Raw genomic sequence first — 16,232 nt, 5'->3', positions numbered from 1 at the left:
TTGCGCCATTTGCCTTCACCGGAAGATTTCGGTTCGCACCCCGCCGCGGCGTCAGTCGCCGTTGCCGAGCCAGCTTGTGTTCTTGAACACCGTGTTGCCCAGGATGAGATAGCCGAAGAAGCCGGCGAACAGGCCGATGCAATACCAGCTGAAGATCTCCGGCCTGAACAGCGCGGTGACGGCGGCGCCGCCGATCGCGCCGATGACGCTCGCGATGTTGGAGAGCGCGACGGTCTCGCCCTGCCGCCGCAGCGTGCGGTAGGTGATCCAGCCCACGATGACGCCGAAACACAGGGCCCCGAGAATGTTCACGTCCATGGCGATGCTCCCGCGCAGGATCGCACCGGCCCTCGCCCGCAAGGCGCGGACAAGTTCGCGAACGATCGATTTTGGGTTGTGCCGAACGCAAGGATACACAGGCCGGCAAAGCTTAGTGGACTTTGCCGAATCCGATCAAGGGCGCCGTCATTCCATTTTTATGGAGTACGGAGGGTCCAGACTCAATTGGGATTCGCAGTGTCACTGTCATGGCCCGCTCTCCGGCGGGCCATGACAGGCCTTTGAATGACTCAGGGCAATTGCGTAAGGACCCTAGGCCTCGCGCGCGGGCTCGGCGGTCCGCCGCCGCCGCAAGCCGCCGCGCACGATCTCGTAGAACAGCGGCACGAAGAAGATCGCCAGGATCGTCGCCGACAGCATGCCGCCGATCACGCCGGTGCCGATGTCGTTCTGGCTCGCGGCGCCCGCGCCGGTCGAGATCGCCAGCGGGATGACGCCCGCGATGAAGGCCAGCGAGGTCATCAGGATCGGCCGCAGCCGCAGCCGCGCCCCCTCCAGCGCCGCGTCGCGCACCGACGCGCCGCGCTTCTGCGCATCGACCGCGAACTCGACGATCAGGATGGCGTTCTTCGCCGCGAGGCCCATGGTGGTGAGCAGGCCGACCTGGAAATAGATGTCGTTGTAGAGCCCGCGCAGCGTCGCCGCGAGGATCGCGCCCACGATGCCCAGCGGGATGACCAGCATGACCGAGAGCGGGATCGACCAGCTCTCATAGAGCGCCGCCAGCAGCAGGAACACGACCAGCACGGAGATGCCGTACAGCGCATAGGTCTGCGCCCCGGCCTGCCGTTCCTGATAGGAGAGGCCGGTCCATTCCAGCCCGACACCGGCCGGCAGCTGCTTGAACAGCCGCTCGACCTCGTCCATCGCGGTGCCGGAGCTCTCGCCCGGCGCCGGCGTGCCCTGCAGCTCGAGCGAGCCGATGCCGTTGAAGCGCTCCAGCTTGGCGGGACCCAGCGTCCATTTGAACGTCGCGAAGGACGAGAACGGCGCCATCTCGCCCGTGCTGCCGCGGACATACCAGCGATAGAGATCGTCGGGCAGCATGCGATAGGGCGCGTCCGCCTGCACATAGACCTGCTTGACCCGGCCGCGGTCGACGAAGTCGTTGATGAACTGCCCGCCCCAGGCGATGCTGAGCGTGTTGTCGATGTCGCCGAGCGACAGGCCCAGCGCGCTGGCCTTCTCGCGGTCGATGTCGACGTGAAGCTGCGCCGTGTCGTCGAGCCCGTTGGGCCGCACGCCGGACAGAAGCGGATCCTTCGCCGCCAGGGCGAGGAACTGGTTGCGTGCGTTCATCAGCCCGTCATGGCCGAGATTGCCGCGATCCTCCATCTCGACGTCGAAGCCGGAGGATTGCCCGAGTTCCTGCACCGCCGGCGGCACCAGCGCGAACACCATGGCATCGCGGTATCTCATGAAGGTGCCCATCGCGCGCTGCACGATGCCCGGCGCGTGGTTCGCCGCGCCGGAGCGCTCGCTCCAGGGCCGCAGATGGACGAAGGCGAGACCCGAATTCTGTCCCGCGCCGGCGAAGCTGAAGCCGGCGACGACGAAAACCACGTCGACATTGGCCTTCTCGTCCACCATGTAGTGGTGCTCGACCTGCTTGGCGACGGCGAGGGTGCGCGCCTGGGTGGCGCCGACCGGCAGGGTGATCTGCGTGAGGATCGCGCCCTGGTCCTCCTCGGGCAGGAAGGCGGTCGGCAGGCGCAGGAAGAGCAGCACCAGCACCACGATGATGCCGCCATAGATCAGCAACGCCGGCGTCACCCAGCCGAGGAAGCGCGTCAGCGCCGAGGCATAGCGCTCGCGGCCGTAGTCGAAGGTCTCGTTGAACCAGGTGAAGAAGCGGCCATGGCGTTCCGCGCCGTCCTTGGGGATCGGCGTCAAGAGCGTGGCGCACAGCGCCGGCGTCAGGATCAGCGCCACCATCACCGAAAGCACCATCGCCGACACGATGGTGACGGAGAACTGCCGGTAGATCACGCCCGTCGAGCCGCCGAAGAACGCCATCGGCAGGAACACCGCCGAGAGCACCAGCGCGATGCCGATCAGCGCGCCGGTGATCTCCTGCATGGATTTCTTGGTCGCGTCCTTGGGCGACAGGCCCTCCTCGCGCATCAGGCGCTCGACGTTCTCCACCACGACGATGGCGTCGTCGACCAGAAGGCCGATGGCCAGCACCAGCGCGAACATGGTGAGCGTGTTGATCGAATAGCCGAAGGCGGACAGCACGCCGAAGGTGCCGAGCAGCACGACCGGGACCGCGATCGCGGGGATCAGCGTGGTGCGCCAGTGCTGCAGGAAGATGAACATCACGACCACGACCAGGATCGTGGCCTCCACCAGCGTCTTGATCACGTCGTTGATCGACAGCCGGATGAAGGTCGTGTTGTCGACCGGGAAGGCGAGCTTCACGCCGGGCGGGAAGGTCGACGACAGCTCGGTCGCCCGCGCCTTGACCGCATCGGCGGTCTTCAGCGCGTTGGCGCCGGGCGCGAGCTGGATCGCGATGCCGGCGGCCGGCTTGCCGTTCATCCGGCTGACCACGGCATAGCTCTGGGCGCCGAGCTCGACCCGCGCCACGTCGCCGAGCCGCACGATGGCGCCGCCCTGGCTCGCTTTCAGCACGATGTCGCGGAATTCCTGCGGCGTCGTCAGGCGCGACTGCGCCGTGACGGTCGCGTCGAGCTGCTGGCCCGGCACGGTGGGCTGCGCCCCCAGCTCGCCGGCCGAGACCTGGACGTTCTGCGCCAGCACCGCGGCCTGCACGTCGCCCGGCGTCAGCCCGAAGCTGTTGAGCTTGTAGGGGTCGAGCCAGATGCGCATCGCATAGGGCGAGCCGAACACCTGCGCCTGGCCGACGCCGGAGACCCGGCTCAGGGGATCCTGCAGCTTGCTCGCGAGGAAGTCGGAGATGTCGACGTTGTTGTAGCGCCCGCTGTCGTCATAGAGCGCGACGATCAAGAGGAAGCTCGACTGCGATTTGAGGACGACGACGCCCTGCTGCTGCACTTCCTGCGGCAGGATGGGCAGCGCCTGCTGCACCTTGTTCTGCACCTGGACCTGCGCGATGTCCGGGTTGGTGCCGGGCGCGAAGGTCGCGGTGATCTGGATCTGGCCGTTCGAGCTCGACGACGACGAGAAATAGAGCAGGTTGTCGACGCCGGTGAGCTGCTGCTCGATCACCTGCGTGACCGAGTTCTGCACGGTCTCGGCCGAGGCGCCGGGATAGTTCGCCACGATGCTCACCGCGGGCGGCGCGATCGTCGGGTATTGCGTGATCGGCAGGGTGTTGATCGCGAGCAGGCCCATCAGGGCGATCACGATGGCGATCACCCAGGCGAAGACCGGCCGTTCGATGAAGAACTGCGAAAAGCCCATCAGCCACCCGCGGCGGGTTTGGCGGCCGGCTTGGCATAGGACGCCGGCGCGGCGGTCACCGGCATGTCGGGCTGCACCTTCTGCAGGCCCTCGACGATCAGCCTGTCACCCGGCTTGAGGCCGTCGGTGACCAGCCATTTGTCGCCGATGGCGCGCCCGACCTTCAGCAGCCGCAGCCTTGCGAAACCCTTGGCGTCGACGACCATCGCGGTCGGATCGCCCTTCTCGTTGCGCCCGATGCCCTGCTGCGGCGCCAGGATGGCGTTGCGGTCGATCCCTTCGATGATCGCGGCGCGCACGAACATGCCGGGCAGCAGGATGCCGTCCGGGTTGGGGAAGATCGCGCGCAGCGTGACCGCGCCGGTCGTCTGGTCGACGGTGACCTCGCTGAACTGCAGCGAGCCCGGCGTCGGATATTGCGTCCCGTTGTCGAGCGTCAGCGTCGCGTGCGCCGAGGCCGGCCCGTTGCGCGTCATCGTTCCGCCCTGCAAGGCCAGCTTGAGGTTCAGCAGCTCGACGCTCGATTGCGTGATGTCGACATAGATGGGATCGAGGGTCTGGATCACGGCGAGCGCGGTCGTCTGGTCCGCGGTGACCAGCGCCCCCTCGGTGACGGCGGAACGCCCGATGCGGCCGCTGATCGGCGCGGTGATCTTGGTGTAGCCCAGATTGATCGCCGCGGTCTGCAGGTTGGCCGCCGCCTGCTTGTAGGCGGCCAGCGCGTCGTCATAGTCCTGCAGCGCGACCGCGTTCAGCGCCTTCAGCGCGCCATAGCGGTCGGACTTCGCCTTGGCGGTGGCCAGCGCCGCCGCGGCATTCGCATAGGCGGCCTGATAGGGCGCCGGGTCGATCTGGTAGAGCGGCTGGCCGGCCTTCACCAGGCCGCCTTCGACGAACAGCCGCTTGAGCAGGATGCCGCTCACCTGCGGCCGCACTTCGGATACCGCAAACGAATCGGTCCGCCCCGGCAATTGCGTGGTGAGCTGCACGGCCTCGGGCGCGATGGTCACGACGCCGACCGTCGGCGGCGGCCGCTTGGGAGGCGTGCCCTGGCCGCAACCGGCAAGGGACAGGCACCCGATCAGCGCGAGGCCAAGCCCCGTCTTTTTCGTCTGGTTCGAATTCATGCGCGAAAATCTCGGACGGCGTTGGGCAACGGGCGGGGCATGCCGCCACTCCGTATCCTTCGCAATCGCAATAATCTAGGACAAAACGCCGATTTGAATAGGATTACAGTGCCAACGGCGCCGCCATCCCGGATTGAGACACAATATTTCGCAAACCTGGCGTTGCAGGACGGCCTTACCAGAACATCCCAAAGAGCTGGTCGATGGCCAGTTTTGCACAGGGCACGGCCAGCGCGATGATCCCGATGACGACAAGAACCAGTCCGACGACCGCGAGATCGTGTTTGCGATGGGGCTGATGCTGATGAACCAATGCCATGGCAAATCTCCCAAGGCGGATTCTGCGACCCGTTGAAGAAAGTGTGCGCCGAATTGTCACGAAGCGCTACAGGAATCCGCACGCCGCACAGGGGAATTCGCAGTCATGCTGCGGTGCGGCGAAATTCACTCGTCGTCGAGCAGGATGCGTTCGGCGTCGCCTTGCGGGTCGTCATATTGCCCGCTCTGGAGCGCCCAGAGCAGGATGCCCAGCGCGACGAGCCCGAACAACAGCGCCGCCGCGATGATGAGCGCGATCCCGCTCATGCCTTGCCCTGCCGCGCCAGCCGCAACGCGTTCAGCGTCACGACCAGCGAGGAGCCCGCCATCGCCGCCGCCGCGACCAGCGGGGTCACCGCGCCGAAGGCCGCCAGCGGAATCGCCACGAGGTTATAGAGCGTCGCCACCGCGAAATTCTCCAGCACCAGCCGCCGCGCCTTGCGTGCCACGTCGATCGCTTCGACCAGCGGCAGCAGGCTCTCGCCGCGCAGCACCATGTCGGCGGCGCGCTGGCTCACATCCGCCGCGCTGCCCGGCGCGAGCGAGGCATGCGCCAGCGCCAGCGCCGCCGCATCGTTGATCCCGTCGCCGATCATCAGCACGCGCCGGCCCTGCGCCCGCAGCGCCTCCATATGCGCCGCCTTCGCCTTGGGCTCCACGCCGGCCATCCAGCGCGCGATGCCGGCCTGTGCCGCCAGCGCCGCCGCCGGTGCTTCCCGGTCGCCCGTCAGCATCTCGACCGCGATGCCGCGCGCTTCGAGCGCACGCAGCAGCCGTATCGTCTCCGGCCGGATGTCGTCCTGGAAGCGGAAGCACACCGCCGCGTCATCGCCGGCCACGAACCACAATTCGCTGCTCTGCGCCGTTTCGCGCAAGCCGCACCACGCCGCGTTGCCCAGGCGCAAGTGCCGGCCGTTCTCCTGCGCTTCGAGGCCTTGGCCCGCCACTTCGCGGACCTGCGCCGCGACGCCGCCTTCGCCGGCCGCGGCCGCCAGCGCCCTGGCGAGCGGATGCCGGCTCGCCCGCGCCAGCCGCGCCGCGGCGGCGAGGCTCTCGGGCGCGATCTCCGCGCCGTTCTGCAGGCGCGGCGTGCCCAGGGTGAGCGTGCCGGTCTTGTCGAACACCGCCATGTCGATCTCCGCGAGACGCTCGAGCGCGTCCCCCGATTTCACGAACAGCCCGCGCGCGAACAGCCGTCCCGTTGCCACGATCTGCACCGCGGGCACGGCCAAGCCCAGCGCGCAGGGGCAGGTGATGATGAGCACCGTGATCGCATCGGTGACCGCGACGCCGACACCGGCGCCGGCCACCAGCCAGCCGAGGAAGACCAGCGCTGCCAGTCCCGTCACGAACGGCACATAGGCGCGCGCCGCGCGGTCGGCGAGGCGGACATAGGCGCTGCGCGTCTGCTGTCCCGCTTCGAGCAGGCGCGCCAGGTCGGCGACCAGGGAATCCTGCAGCCGCGCCGTGACCTCCAGCAGGAGCGCCGCGCCCGTGACGATGGAGCCGGCATGGATCGCGGTGCCGTGCAGCGCCTTGACCGGTGCGCTCTCGCCGGTGACCAGCGAGACGTCCAGCTCGGTGTCGCCGCCGGCCCGGCCGTCGACCGGCACGCGCTCGCCGCTCGCCAGCAGGATGCGGTCGCCCGGCATCAGGTCTCCGGCCGCGACGGTCTCGACCGCACCGTCCGGCTTCAGGCGCCGCGCGAGCAGCGATTGCAGCGTCAGCAGGTGCTGCGCCGCGCCGCGCGCCCGGTCGCGCAGCAGGAAATCGAGATAGCGCCCGATCAGCAGCAGGAAGGCGAGCATCGCCGCGGCATCGAAATAGGTGTTCCGGCCGTGGATCGCGGTCTGGTAGACGCTGAGCCCCAGCGACAGCACGATCGCCAGGCTGATCGGCACGTCCATATTGGTGCTGCGCTTGGAGAGGCTGCGCCACGCCGAGCGGAAGAAGGGCAGGCTCGCATAGAGCGACACCGGCACCGAGACTGCCGCCGCGAGCCAGAAGAACAGGTCGCGCGTCGCCGCGTTCATGTCGCCGCCGCCATACCAGACGCCGTCGGTCAGCCCCATCACGAACACCGTGCCGAAGCCCGCCACCGCCAGGCTGCGCAGCAGGAAGCGGCCTTCGCTCGCCTCCGCGTTCAGCACCGCGGGCGCGTCATAGGGCTGCGCCTCGTAGCCGAGCGCGACCACCCGCGCGATCACCGCGCCCGGCGACGTCTCGGCGCCGCGCCACGACACGGCCAGCTTGCCGGTCGAAAGATTGAGCCGTGCCATGGTCACGCCGGGCATCGCGCCGACGCCGCGCTCGATCTTGCCCAGGCAATTGGCGCAGTGCGCGCCCTTCACCGCGACCTCGAACGTCGTCTCGCCCGCCGGCCCATGCTGCAGGTGACGCGAGAGGTCCGCGTCGCCGAAGGAGGTCGGGGCGAGCGTCAGCGTATCCATAGCCGCCGGCTCGCTTCGAAGGGCCGGGCCGGCGACGGCGAGGTGACGATGGCGTCCCAGGCGCCCGCACTCACGCCGGCAAGCCGCGCCTCGTACTGTCCCGGGGCGCGCTCCACCAGCTGGAAGGTGCGGTCGCGGTTCTCATCGGCGGGATGGCGCAGTTCGCCCGACAGGGCGACGCCCCGGACCGGCGTCCCGTCGCGCCCCGCGATCGCCACGGCCAGCGTCACGGCGCCGTCGCGCTGGCGCGTGCCGGCGATGGCGGCGTGCCAGCCGAGGCGGGCCTGCTCGGCGCGCCGCGCCAGCGTGTCGTTGTATTCGATACCCTGCAGATAGGGCTTCTGCTCGTCCTCGCCGCGGAACGTCGTGACCGACAGCACGATGAAATAGACGTTCACCGCGATGACAGGAACGAACAGCGCGGTCAGCCAGATCAGCAGGTCGCGGCCGGTGAAGGTGCGGGTCATGGCGTGCCTCCGGAGACGAAGACGGCGTTTGCGTCGCGCCGCTCGCCCTGTGTCGTATCGCTCAGCGAGAACACCACGGGCTGGGAGCCGCCGCCGATGCCGCCCCGCGCCGCCGTCACCAGGACGCGCAGCGTGCGCACCTTGTCGGCGCCGACGCCGAGCGCGACCGGCAAGCGGACGTCGCCCATCCCGATGATGTTCACGGCGCGCGGTTTCAAGCCGGCGAAGTCGAGACGGAAGGTCCGCGGCGCGTCGGCGCGGTTCATCAGCTTGAGCGTGTAGCCGTTGCGCACCGCGCCGTCGGCCAGCGTGACGAAGTCCGGATTGCGGTCGCGCAGCACGTCGAGATCGACGGTCCGCCGGTTCGCCAGGCTCGCCGCCATCACGCCGCCGACGATCAGGATCACCGCGCCGTAGAGGATCGTCCGGGGACGGACGAGGCGGAAGCCGGTCTCCTCACCCCGCTTGCGGCGCGCCGCGTTGGCATCCGTGTCATAGGCGATGAGGCCGGCCGGCCGGCCGATGCGCGTCATCACGTCGTCGCAGGCGTCGATGCACAGCCCGCAATTGATGCATTCGAGCTGCGCCCCGTCGCGGATGTCGATGCCCATCGGGCAGGCCGCGATGCACTGGTTGCAGTCGATGCAGTCGCCGCGGCCCTCCCAGTTCGCGCCCTTCTTGTGCGCCCCGCGGGGCTCGCCGCGGTCGGTGCGATAGGTGACGGCCAGCGCCTCCTTGTCCGTCATCGCGCCCTGGATGCGCGGCCAGGGGCACATATAAGTGCAGACCTGCTCGCGCATCAGTCCGCCCAGCGCATAGGTGGTGGAAGCCAGGGTGGCGATGGCCGCGTAGATGACGAGCGAGCCGCCGCCGGTCAGCAGTTGGGCCGCGAGGGTCGGTGCGTCGACGAAGTAGAACACCCAGGCGCCGCCGGTGGCGACTGCGATGACGATCCAGATCGCATGCTTGAGCACGCGCTTGGCGATCTTCCCGCCGCTCCACGGCGCCGCCGCCAGCCGGATGCGGGCGCCGCGGTCGCCTTCGATCAGGGTCTCGACGTAGATGAAAAGATCGGTCCACACCGTCTGCGGGCAGGCATAGCCGCACCACAGCCGTCCGAACAGCGAGGTCACCAGGAACAGCGACACCGCCGCCAGGATCAGCAGGCCGGTGATGTAGTAAATCTCCTGCGGCCAGATCTCGATGAAGAAGAAATAGAAGCGCTCATGCGCGAGATCGACCAGCACCGCCTGGCCCGGCGCCTGCGGCCCACGCTCCCAGCGGATCCAGGGCACGAGATAATAGATCGCCAGCGTGACGGCCATCACCGCCCATTTGATCCTGCGGTAGGTGCCATGGACCCGCTTGGGATGGATCGGGATCCGCGCCTGGTAGAATTTGCGGTCCGCGGCGCTGTTGGTGGCCCGCGCGTCGGAGCGCAGCACACCCTCCGCCGCCACCGCACCGTGCTTGGGGACTCCGTTGACCGTGAACTGGGTGTGCGCGTTCATCCGTGCTGGCTACTCGCCGCCTCCCAGGCCGTGGACGTAGACCGCCAGCGCCTTGATGGTCTCGGGCGACAGCCGCCCGCCCCAGGTCGGCATCACCCCGCCATGGCCGTTCCAGATCTGGTCGTGGATGTTCTCGCGCGCCGGTCCATAGAGCCATTCATTGTCGGTGAGGTTGGGCGCCCCGAAGGCGCGGTCGCCCTTGCCGGCCGGCCCGTGGCACGCCGCACAATTGTCGGCGAACAGCTTGGCGGCGCGGCCGACGGCCGCCAGGTCGGCCGGCCGGTGCGACAGGTGCACGACGAATTCCGTCAGGTCGTCGATCTGCGCCGGCTTGAGCAGCGCGTCGCGCCCGAAGGCCGGCATCTGCGACTGCCGCGTGCCGGGATCGGTGGAGCGCACCCCGACCGTGATGGTGTGCTGGATGTCGCCCAGCGTGCCGCCCCACAGCCAGACGTCGTCGTTGAGGTTGGGATAGCCGTGGGCGCCCTGGGCGCCGGAGCCGTGGCAGGGTGCGCAATTGTCGGCGAAGGCCGCGCGGCCCTCGGCCTGGGCGAATTGCAGCAGGTCGGGATCGTGCAGGATCCGCTTGAGGTCGGCATGCGCGAGCTGCTGCTCCTGCCCGGTCCGCGCGGCCTGCAGGGCGCGCACGCCGGCCGCCGCGTCGTCGCGCTGCGAATGGTTCAGCAGGCCGTGCGTATAGCCGCTGAAGGTCGGCCAGGCCGGCATCAGCACCCAATAGCCGACCGCCCACAGGATGCAGGCGTAGAACACGAACAGCCACCAGCGCGGCAGCGGCGTGTTCAGCTCCTCGATCCCGTCCCACGAATGCCCGGTGGTCTCGGTCGCGGTGACCGCGTCGATGTGCTTCTTGTCGTCCGACATCAGGCGGCCTCGTCGTCGTCGAGTGGGATATGCGCGGCATGCTCGAAGCGCGTCCTGTTCGACGGCCACAGGGCGTAGACCAGCGCCGCGACGAACATCGCGAGGAAATAGACGACGCCCCAGCTTTGCGCGAAGGCGAGCACGTCCTCATAAGCCCAGGATTCCATCTTTATCTCCGGTTTTCCGGCGCGTCGGCGTGGTAGGTCTTGAAGTCCACCATCGTGCCCAGCACCTGCAGATAGGCGATCAGGGCGTCGGCCTCGGTGATCTCGTCGGGATTGCCGTCGAAGTCGCGGATCTGCGCCTTGGGATAGCGCGCCTGCATCTTCGTCCCGCCCGCCGCGGTCGGATCGGCCTGCGCTTCCAGGTCGGCCTGCGCATTCGCGATGTCGTCGGCGGTGTAGGGCACGCCGACCGCCTTGTTGGCCCGCATCAGGTCCGCGATGTCGCGCGTGTCGAGCGCCGTCTGCTCGAGGAATTTGTAGGGCGGCATGATCGACTCCGGCACGACGGCGCGCGGATCGGCCAGGTGCTGGCGATGCCATTCGTCGGAATATTTGCCGCCGACCCGCGCCAGGTCGGGGCCGGTGCGCTCCGAGCCCCATTGGAAGGGATGGTCGTACATGCTTTCCGCCGCCAGGCTGTAATGGCCGTAGCGCTCGACCTCGTCGCGCAGCGAGCGGATCATCTGGCTGTGGCAGACATAGCAGCCCTCGCGGATGTAGATGTTGCGTCCCTCCAGTTCGAGCGGGGTGTAGGGCCGCACGCCGCCGACCTTCTCGACCGTGCCGTTGATCCAGAACAGCGGCGCCACCTCCACCGCGCCGCCGATGGCGACGACGATCAGGATGCCGATCAGCAGCAGGATCGAGTTGCGTTCCAGGACTTCGTGTTTCATCACGCGATCTCCGCGGCGGCTGCGATGGGGAAGACGTTCGCGGGCAGCGGCGCCGGCTTCGCCGCGGCCAGCGGCTCGCCGCGGCGGACCGTCATCCACAGATTGTAGGCCATGATCACGGCGCCGATCAGGTAGAGCAGGCCGCCCAGGGCGCGGATGATGTAATAGGGGTGCATCGCCTGCACGACCTCGACGAAGGAATATTCGAGGAAGCCGTAGTCGTTATAGGCGCGCCACATCAGGCCCTGCATGATGCCCGCCACCCACATCGAGGTGATGTAGAGCACGATGCCGAGCGTCGAGATCCAGAAGTGCCACTCGACCAGCGAGTCCGAATGGAGCTTCTTCTTCTTCCACAGCCACGGCACCAGGCAGTAGAGCGCGCCGAAGCTGATATAGCCGACCCAGCCCAGCGCGCCGGAATGGACGTGCCCGATGGTCCAGTTGGTGTAGTGCGACAGCGCGTTGACCGTCTTCACCGACATCACGGGCCCCTCGAAGGTGCTCATGCCGTAGAACGCGACCGAGACGACCAGCATGCGCAGCACCGGATCGGTGCGCAGCTTGTCCCAGGCGCCCGACAGCGTCATCAGCCCGTTGATCATGCCGCCCCAGCTCGGCATCCACAGGATGATCGAGAAGGTCATGCCGAGCGTCTGCGCCCATTCGGGCAGCGCGGTGTAGAGCAGGTGATGCGGCCCGGCCCAGATGTAGATGAAGATCAGGGTCCAGAAATGCACGATGGAGAGGCGGTAGGAATAGATCGGCCGCTCGGCGCGCTTCGGGATGAAGTAGTACATGATGCCGAGGAAGCCGGCGGTCAGGAAGAATCCGACCGCGTTGTGGCCGTACCACCACTGGATCAGCGCATCCTGCACGCCGGAGAACAGCGCGACGCTCTTGGTCGAGAGCAGCGACACCGGCATCGACAAATTGTTGACGATGTGCAGCAGCGCGACGGTCGCGATGAAGGCGAGATAGAACCAGTTCGCGACGTAGATGTGCGGCTCTTTGCGCTTCCACAGCGTGCCGAGGAAGGTCAGCAGGTAGCTGACCCAGACGATGGTGAGCCAGGTGTCGGCATACCATTCGGGCTCGGCATATTCGCGGCCCTCGGTGACGCCGAGCAGGTAGCCGGTGCCCGCCAGCACGATGAAGGTGTTGTAGCCCCAGAACACGAACCAGGCGAGCGAGCCGCCGAACAGCGCCGCGCGCGTCGTGCGCTGCACGACGTAGAACGAGGTCGCGATCAGCACGTTGCCGCCGAAGGCGAAGATCACCGCCGAGGTGTGCAGCGGCCGCAGCCGCCCGAAATTCGTCCAGCCGAAGTCGGAGAAGTAGAAGAGATTGGGGAAGGAGAGCTGCAGCGCGATGACGACGCCGACCAGCATGCCGGCCAGGCCCCAGAACATCGCGGCGATCACGCCGGCCTTCACCACGGCGTTCTGGTAGCCGCCGCGCTCCTCCTCGGGCACGCCCGTCGCATAATTGCGCAGATACCAGCCGCCGATGACCAGCATGCAGGCCGCGAAGGTCCAGGCCTGGATCACCATCGCCGGATCGTGCGAACGCGCCGCCGCGTAGACCGCGGCGAAGAACATCGCGGCGACGAGCAGGGGCAGGATCAGCAGATCGGCGCGCCAGGATGGCTCAGAAACGGCGGTGGTCTGCATCGCCTTCGTCCTTCTGGGTTTGGGGAGCGGACCGGACCGGGTCCGATGCATCGGGAGCGTCGTCGGCGCGCGCTGCGCGAGCCGCTTCGCAGAAGGCCAGCCAGCCATGCACCGTCGCGGCGCCGGTTGTTGCGAACGTATCGGTCACGGAGTCACTCCCGGGAGATTGCCTGTTTTGTCGATGGCTTCGCGGCGCGCCGCATTGATCGCAATCAATCGCTGCGCCCCCGCAGGAAAACGGAGCAGACGTGCCAGGTCGCGGTGAAGGATGCGGCCGCCTGCGCGCGTCCCTGTCCGGTGGCGACATAGGGCGCGGCCGCGGCGCCGAGGCCGCCCTCCAGCACCAGCATCGCCGCCAGCGCCAGCCATCGCGCGCGCAGCCCGGTGAAGCTCGAGGCGGGAACGGCCGGGTCGCCCGGGCCGAACAGCCGCGTCTTCACCGCGCCGGCCGCGATGCCGCATTGGCTGAGCAGGAACGCGATGAGCGTGCAGCAGGGCATCGCCGGCCGTCGCCGATCAGAAGCGGATGCCGACGCCGGCGCCGACGATCCACGGATCGAGATCGGCGCTGGCCCGGATCGTGCCGCCCGCAGCCTTCATGGTGGTCGAGAGGAACAGCTTCTTGGCGTCGATGTTGAAGAAGTACGGGCTGTCGCCGATCGGCACGTCGACGCCGGCCTGCAGCGCCCAGCCGAAATTGTTCGAGAAGCTGATCGGCGGATAGGCGGCGCTGTGCGCGTCGTAGAAGAACGTGTAGTTCACCCCGGCGCCGAGATAGGGGCGGATCGCACCGGTCGGATCGAAGTGATACTGCACCGTCAGGGTCGGCGGCAGCAGCCAGACGCTGCCGACGTCGCCGGCCACCGAGTGATGCACGGCGTGCTTGGTCGTGCCGGCAATCAGTTCCAGGCCGATATGGTCGGTGAGGAAATAGGTGCCGTCGACCTCCGGAATGAAGGAATCGGTGACGTCGGTCTTGCCGCCGATCGGGCTGCCGGCGACCGTCACCTTGGCGCTCGCGTCGGGCGCCACGACGAGGCCGCGCAGGCGGACCTGGAAATGTCCGGCGACGCCGGTGTCGGCGGCGTCATCGGCAAGGGCCGGCGCGGCGCCGGCGACGCAGGCGAGCAAGGCGCCTGCAAAGGCAAGTGTGCGACTCATGGACAACTCCTTCGATAAAGCGAAGGCGTTCTTAGAGGCGGGGACATCGCGTCCGTTGATCCCGATCAATCGGCCGCCAGGCGCGCATCGCGCGTGTCGCCGCGACCACATTGTGGACGTTGCGTATGACGCAATGTCGCGCAGGGGATGTGCCGTGGCGCATATTTGACCTCGCGCAACATCGCGCTCGGCCGCTTCGCCGACAACGCCGCGCATGAGAAAGCCCGAAGACATTTTCGCGGCGCGCGTGCCGCGCTACACGAGCTACCCGACGGCGCCGCATTTCCATGCCGGCATCGGCGCCGATGTCTATCGGACATGGCTGGGCGAATGCGACCCCGGCCTGCCGCTGTCGCTCTACGTCCACATCCCGTTCTGCGACACGCTGTGCTGGTTCTGCGGCTGCCACACCCGGGTGGTGAACGCCTATGGCCCGGTGGCCGCGTATCTCGATCTGCTCTATCGCGAGATGGAGCTGGTGACCGAGGCGCTGGGTGCCAGGCGGCGCGTCTCGCACATCCATTGGGGCGGCGGCTCGCCCACCCTGCTGCAACCGGCCGATATCCGCCGGCTCTCCGCCGTGCTGCACGACTTCTTCGCGGTCGAGGACGGCGCGGAATTCGCCATCGAGATCGACCCGCGCGGCTTCACCGCGGCGACGGCCGAAGCCCTGGCCGAGGCCGGCCTCACCCGCGCCAGCATCGGCGTCCAGGATTATGCGCCGCAGGTCCAGCGCGCGATCAACCGCCTGCAGGACGCGGCGACGACGGCGCACTGCGTCCGGCTGCTGCGCGCCAACGGCATCGACCGGCTGAACATCGACCTGATCTATGGCCTGCCGCACCAGACGACCGAGGGCCTGATCCGCACCATCGACGCGGTGCTCGAACTCGCGCCCGACCGGCTGGCGGTCTTCGGCTATGCCCATGTCCCGGCTTTCAAGAAGCATATGGCCCTGATCCCCGAAGCGGCGCTGCCCGGCATTGCGGAGCGCTATCGCCAGTCGGAAACGGCACGCGCCCGGCTGCTGGCGGCCGGCTATGTCGCGATCGGCCTCGATCACTTCGCCAGGCCGTCGGACCCGATGGCCAGGGCCTTGGCCGCGGGCAAGCTGTCGCGCAATTTCCAGGGCTACACCACCGACGACGCCCAGGTCTTGCTCGGCTTCGGCGCCTCGGCCATCGGCTCGCTGCCGCAAGGCTATGTGCAGAATCTCAGCGACGTGCCGGCCTGGCGCGCCGCGATCCGCGGCGGCGCGCTGCCCATCGCACGCGGCGTGGCGCTCAGTGCCGACGATCGCCTGCGCCGCGACATCATCGGCGCGCTCATGTGCAACCTGTCGGTCGATCTCGCTGCGGTCTCGGCGGCGCATCATCTGGCGCCGCCGGCGCGTCCGCCGGCGCTCGACACGCTGGCCGCCGAAGGCGCCGTGACGATCGACGGCAGCACGATCAAGGTGACCGAACGCTCCGCGGTGCGCCTGGCCTGCGCCGCCTTCGACGCCTATCTCGGCGGCGCGGGCGGCCACTCCTCGGCGATCTGACGAAAGTCCTCTTACGCTCCGCGGGGTCTGTAGCGGCTGTGTACAGCCGACGCATAAAACTTACGGTTAGCGCAGTACGGCGAAGCTAGACAGTTTCCGGTAACGTTGAGCAGCCGTGCAAGCGGCCCGCCGCCCTTCGAGGCTCGCTGCGCTCGCACCTCAGGGTGACGGGCCTACTGTAGAAGTAGCGTCATCCCGAGGTGCTCCGCGAAGCGGAGCCTCGAAGGACGACGCGCCGCTGCGGTGTTGCAGCTCGATCAGAAACCGCACCAAGCGTTGGTTTTTTCCGGATGAGAGACATTGGCGTGAAGCGCCACGCTTGCACGTAGACACGGCGCCCCCCGGGGATAAGTCGGAACGAAAATCGGCTTGCCCGTTGAGATCATTGCCCTCGCAGAAACCTTATCCCCACCCCTCCGGAGCGGCCTTATGATCCTCGTGTCGGAAGCTTCGAGGACGAGATGAACTAACCGCGT

At 68.0% G+C, this 16,232-nt stretch carries 16 protein-coding genes; 1 reads left to right on the top strand and 15 read right to left on the bottom strand.

The annotated features are described in order from the left end of the window. Window positions 1-51 precede the first annotated feature (51 nt). The 15 genes from WDM91_06810 to WDM91_06740 form a co-directional block, all read right to left on the bottom strand. Window positions 52-318 (bottom strand): hypothetical protein, encoded by a 267-nt coding sequence (locus WDM91_06810; GenBank protein MEI9994285.1) that lies wholly within the window; start codon window positions 316-318, stop codon window positions 52-54. Window positions 319-591: 273 nt separating this feature from the next. After that, window positions 592-3,726, bottom strand: a complete 3,135-nt coding sequence (locus WDM91_06805) for an efflux RND transporter permease subunit (GenBank protein MEI9994284.1) — start codon at window positions 3,724-3,726, stop codon at window positions 592-594. Continuing rightward, window positions 3,726-4,853, bottom strand: coding sequence for an efflux RND transporter periplasmic adaptor subunit (locus WDM91_06800; protein ID MEI9994283.1), 1,128 nt, complete (start codon window positions 4,851-4,853; stop codon window positions 3,726-3,728). Before WDM91_06800 ends, WDM91_06805 begins: the two co-directional genes overlap by 1 nt. 175 nt (window positions 4,854-5,028) lie before the next feature. Then, window positions 5,029-5,172 (bottom strand): hypothetical protein, encoded by a 144-nt coding sequence (locus WDM91_06795; GenBank protein ID MEI9994282.1) that lies wholly within the window; start codon window positions 5,170-5,172, stop codon window positions 5,029-5,031. Between the two features lie 125 nt (window positions 5,173-5,297). Then, the gene (ccoS, locus tag WDM91_06790) at window positions 5,298-5,438 is read right to left on the bottom strand and encodes a cbb3-type cytochrome oxidase assembly protein CcoS (protein MEI9994281.1); all 141 of its coding nucleotides are present in this window, start codon (window positions 5,436-5,438) and stop codon (window positions 5,298-5,300) included. Beyond that, entirely contained in the window at window positions 5,435-7,621 is a 2,187-nt protein-coding gene (locus WDM91_06785) for a heavy metal translocating P-type ATPase (protein MEI9994280.1), read from the bottom strand. The genes ccoS and WDM91_06785 overlap by 4 nt, the downstream gene beginning before the upstream one ends. Then, window positions 7,609-8,088 carry a FixH family protein gene (locus tag WDM91_06780; GenBank protein MEI9994279.1) on the bottom strand — a complete coding sequence of 160 codons (480 nt, stop codon included), beginning with the start codon at window positions 8,086-8,088 and terminating at the stop codon, window positions 7,609-7,611. The genes WDM91_06785 and WDM91_06780 overlap by 13 nt, the downstream gene beginning before the upstream one ends. Continuing rightward, window positions 8,085-9,599 (bottom strand): cytochrome c oxidase accessory protein CcoG, encoded by a 1,515-nt coding sequence (gene ccoG, locus WDM91_06775; GenBank protein ID MEI9994278.1) that lies wholly within the window; start codon window positions 9,597-9,599, stop codon window positions 8,085-8,087. Before ccoG ends, WDM91_06780 begins: the two co-directional genes overlap by 4 nt. A gap of 9 nt (window positions 9,600-9,608) precedes the next feature. Beyond that, on the bottom strand, window positions 9,609-10,481 hold the full coding sequence (ccoP, locus tag WDM91_06770) for a cytochrome-c oxidase, cbb3-type subunit III (GenBank protein MEI9994277.1): 873 nt from the start codon (window positions 10,479-10,481) through the stop codon (window positions 9,609-9,611). Continuing rightward, entirely contained in the window at window positions 10,481-10,648 is a 168-nt protein-coding gene (locus tag WDM91_06765) for a cbb3-type cytochrome c oxidase subunit 3 (protein ID MEI9994276.1), read from the bottom strand. The genes ccoP and WDM91_06765 overlap by 1 nt, the downstream gene beginning before the upstream one ends. A 2-nt stretch (window positions 10,649-10,650) precedes the next feature. Continuing rightward, on the bottom strand, window positions 10,651-11,379 hold the full coding sequence (ccoO, locus tag WDM91_06760; protein MEI9994275.1) for a cytochrome-c oxidase, cbb3-type subunit II: 729 nt from the start codon (window positions 11,377-11,379) through the stop codon (window positions 10,651-10,653). Further along, on the bottom strand, window positions 11,379-13,052 hold the full coding sequence (gene ccoN / locus WDM91_06755) for a cytochrome-c oxidase, cbb3-type subunit I (GenBank protein ID MEI9994274.1): 1,674 nt from the start codon (window positions 13,050-13,052) through the stop codon (window positions 11,379-11,381). The genes ccoO and ccoN overlap by 1 nt, the downstream gene beginning before the upstream one ends. Then, complete coding sequence (locus WDM91_06750) at window positions 13,030-13,200, bottom strand: hypothetical protein (GenBank protein MEI9994273.1); 171 nt, start codon at window positions 13,198-13,200, stop codon at window positions 13,030-13,032. Before WDM91_06750 ends, ccoN begins: the two co-directional genes overlap by 23 nt. 64 nt (window positions 13,201-13,264) lie before the next feature. After that, window positions 13,265-13,552, bottom strand: a complete 288-nt coding sequence (locus WDM91_06745) for a hypothetical protein (GenBank protein ID MEI9994272.1) — start codon at window positions 13,550-13,552, stop codon at window positions 13,265-13,267. A 16-nt stretch (window positions 13,553-13,568) separates the two neighbouring features. Continuing rightward, window positions 13,569-14,213, bottom strand: coding sequence for an OmpW family outer membrane protein (locus WDM91_06740; GenBank protein MEI9994271.1), 645 nt, complete (start codon window positions 14,211-14,213; stop codon window positions 13,569-13,571). 214 nt (window positions 14,214-14,427) lie between these two features. Here WDM91_06740 and hemN point away from each other — a divergent pair, with 214 nt between their 5' ends. Then, the gene (hemN, locus tag WDM91_06735; protein MEI9994270.1) at window positions 14,428-15,756 is read left to right on the top strand and encodes an oxygen-independent coproporphyrinogen III oxidase; all 1,329 of its coding nucleotides are present in this window, start codon (window positions 14,428-14,430) and stop codon (window positions 15,754-15,756) included. The last annotated feature ends 476 nt before the right edge of the window (window positions 15,757-16,232 follow it).

The sequence above is a fragment of the Rhizomicrobium sp. genome, assembly GCA_037200385.1.
Lineage (GTDB): Bacteria > Pseudomonadota > Alphaproteobacteria > Micropepsales > Micropepsaceae > Rhizomicrobium.
The sequence above is the reverse complement of the archived record's forward strand: the minus strand, read 5'-3'. Positions and strand labels throughout refer to the sequence as shown.

What these genes read in the sequence shown, in the direction of transcription:
- WDM91_06810 (MEI9994285.1), bottom strand. Translation starts at nt 318, where the DNA reads ATGGACGTGAACATTCTCGGGGCCCTGTGTTTCGGCGTCATCGTGGGC.
- WDM91_06805 (MEI9994284.1), bottom strand. Translation starts at nt 3,726, where the DNA reads ATGGGCTTTTCGCAGTTCTTCATCGAACGGCCGGTCTTCGCCTGGGTG.
- WDM91_06800 (MEI9994283.1), bottom strand. Translation starts at nt 4,853, where the DNA reads ATGAATTCGAACCAGACGAAAAAGACGGGGCTTGGCCTCGCGCTGATC.
- WDM91_06795 (MEI9994282.1), bottom strand. Translation starts at nt 5,172, where the DNA reads ATGGCATTGGTTCATCAGCATCAGCCCCATCGCAAACACGATCTCGCG.
- ccoS (MEI9994281.1), bottom strand. Translation starts at nt 5,438, where the DNA reads ATGAGCGGGATCGCGCTCATCATCGCGGCGGCGCTGTTGTTCGGGCTC.
- WDM91_06785 (MEI9994280.1), bottom strand. Translation starts at nt 7,621, where the DNA reads ATGGATACGCTGACGCTCGCCCCGACCTCCTTCGGCGACGCGGACCTC.
- WDM91_06780 (MEI9994279.1), bottom strand. Translation starts at nt 8,088, where the DNA reads ATGACCCGCACCTTCACCGGCCGCGACCTGCTGATCTGGCTGACCGCG.
- ccoG (MEI9994278.1), bottom strand. Translation starts at nt 9,599, where the DNA reads ATGAACGCGCACACCCAGTTCACGGTCAACGGAGTCCCCAAGCACGGT.
- ccoP (MEI9994277.1), bottom strand. Translation starts at nt 10,481, where the DNA reads ATGTCGGACGACAAGAAGCACATCGACGCGGTCACCGCGACCGAGACC.
- WDM91_06765 (MEI9994276.1), bottom strand. Translation starts at nt 10,648, where the DNA reads ATGGAATCCTGGGCTTATGAGGACGTGCTCGCCTTCGCGCAAAGCTGG.
- ccoO (MEI9994275.1), bottom strand. Translation starts at nt 11,379, where the DNA reads ATGAAACACGAAGTCCTGGAACGCAACTCGATCCTGCTGCTGATCGGC.
- ccoN (MEI9994274.1), bottom strand. Translation starts at nt 13,052, where the DNA reads ATGCAGACCACCGCCGTTTCTGAGCCATCCTGGCGCGCCGATCTGCTG.
- WDM91_06745 (MEI9994272.1), bottom strand. Translation starts at nt 13,552, where the DNA reads ATGCCCTGCTGCACGCTCATCGCGTTCCTGCTCAGCCAATGCGGCATC.
- WDM91_06740 (MEI9994271.1), bottom strand. Translation starts at nt 14,213, where the DNA reads ATGAGTCGCACACTTGCCTTTGCAGGCGCCTTGCTCGCCTGCGTCGCC.
- hemN (MEI9994270.1), top strand. Translation starts at nt 14,428, where the DNA reads ATGAGAAAGCCCGAAGACATTTTCGCGGCGCGCGTGCCGCGCTACACG.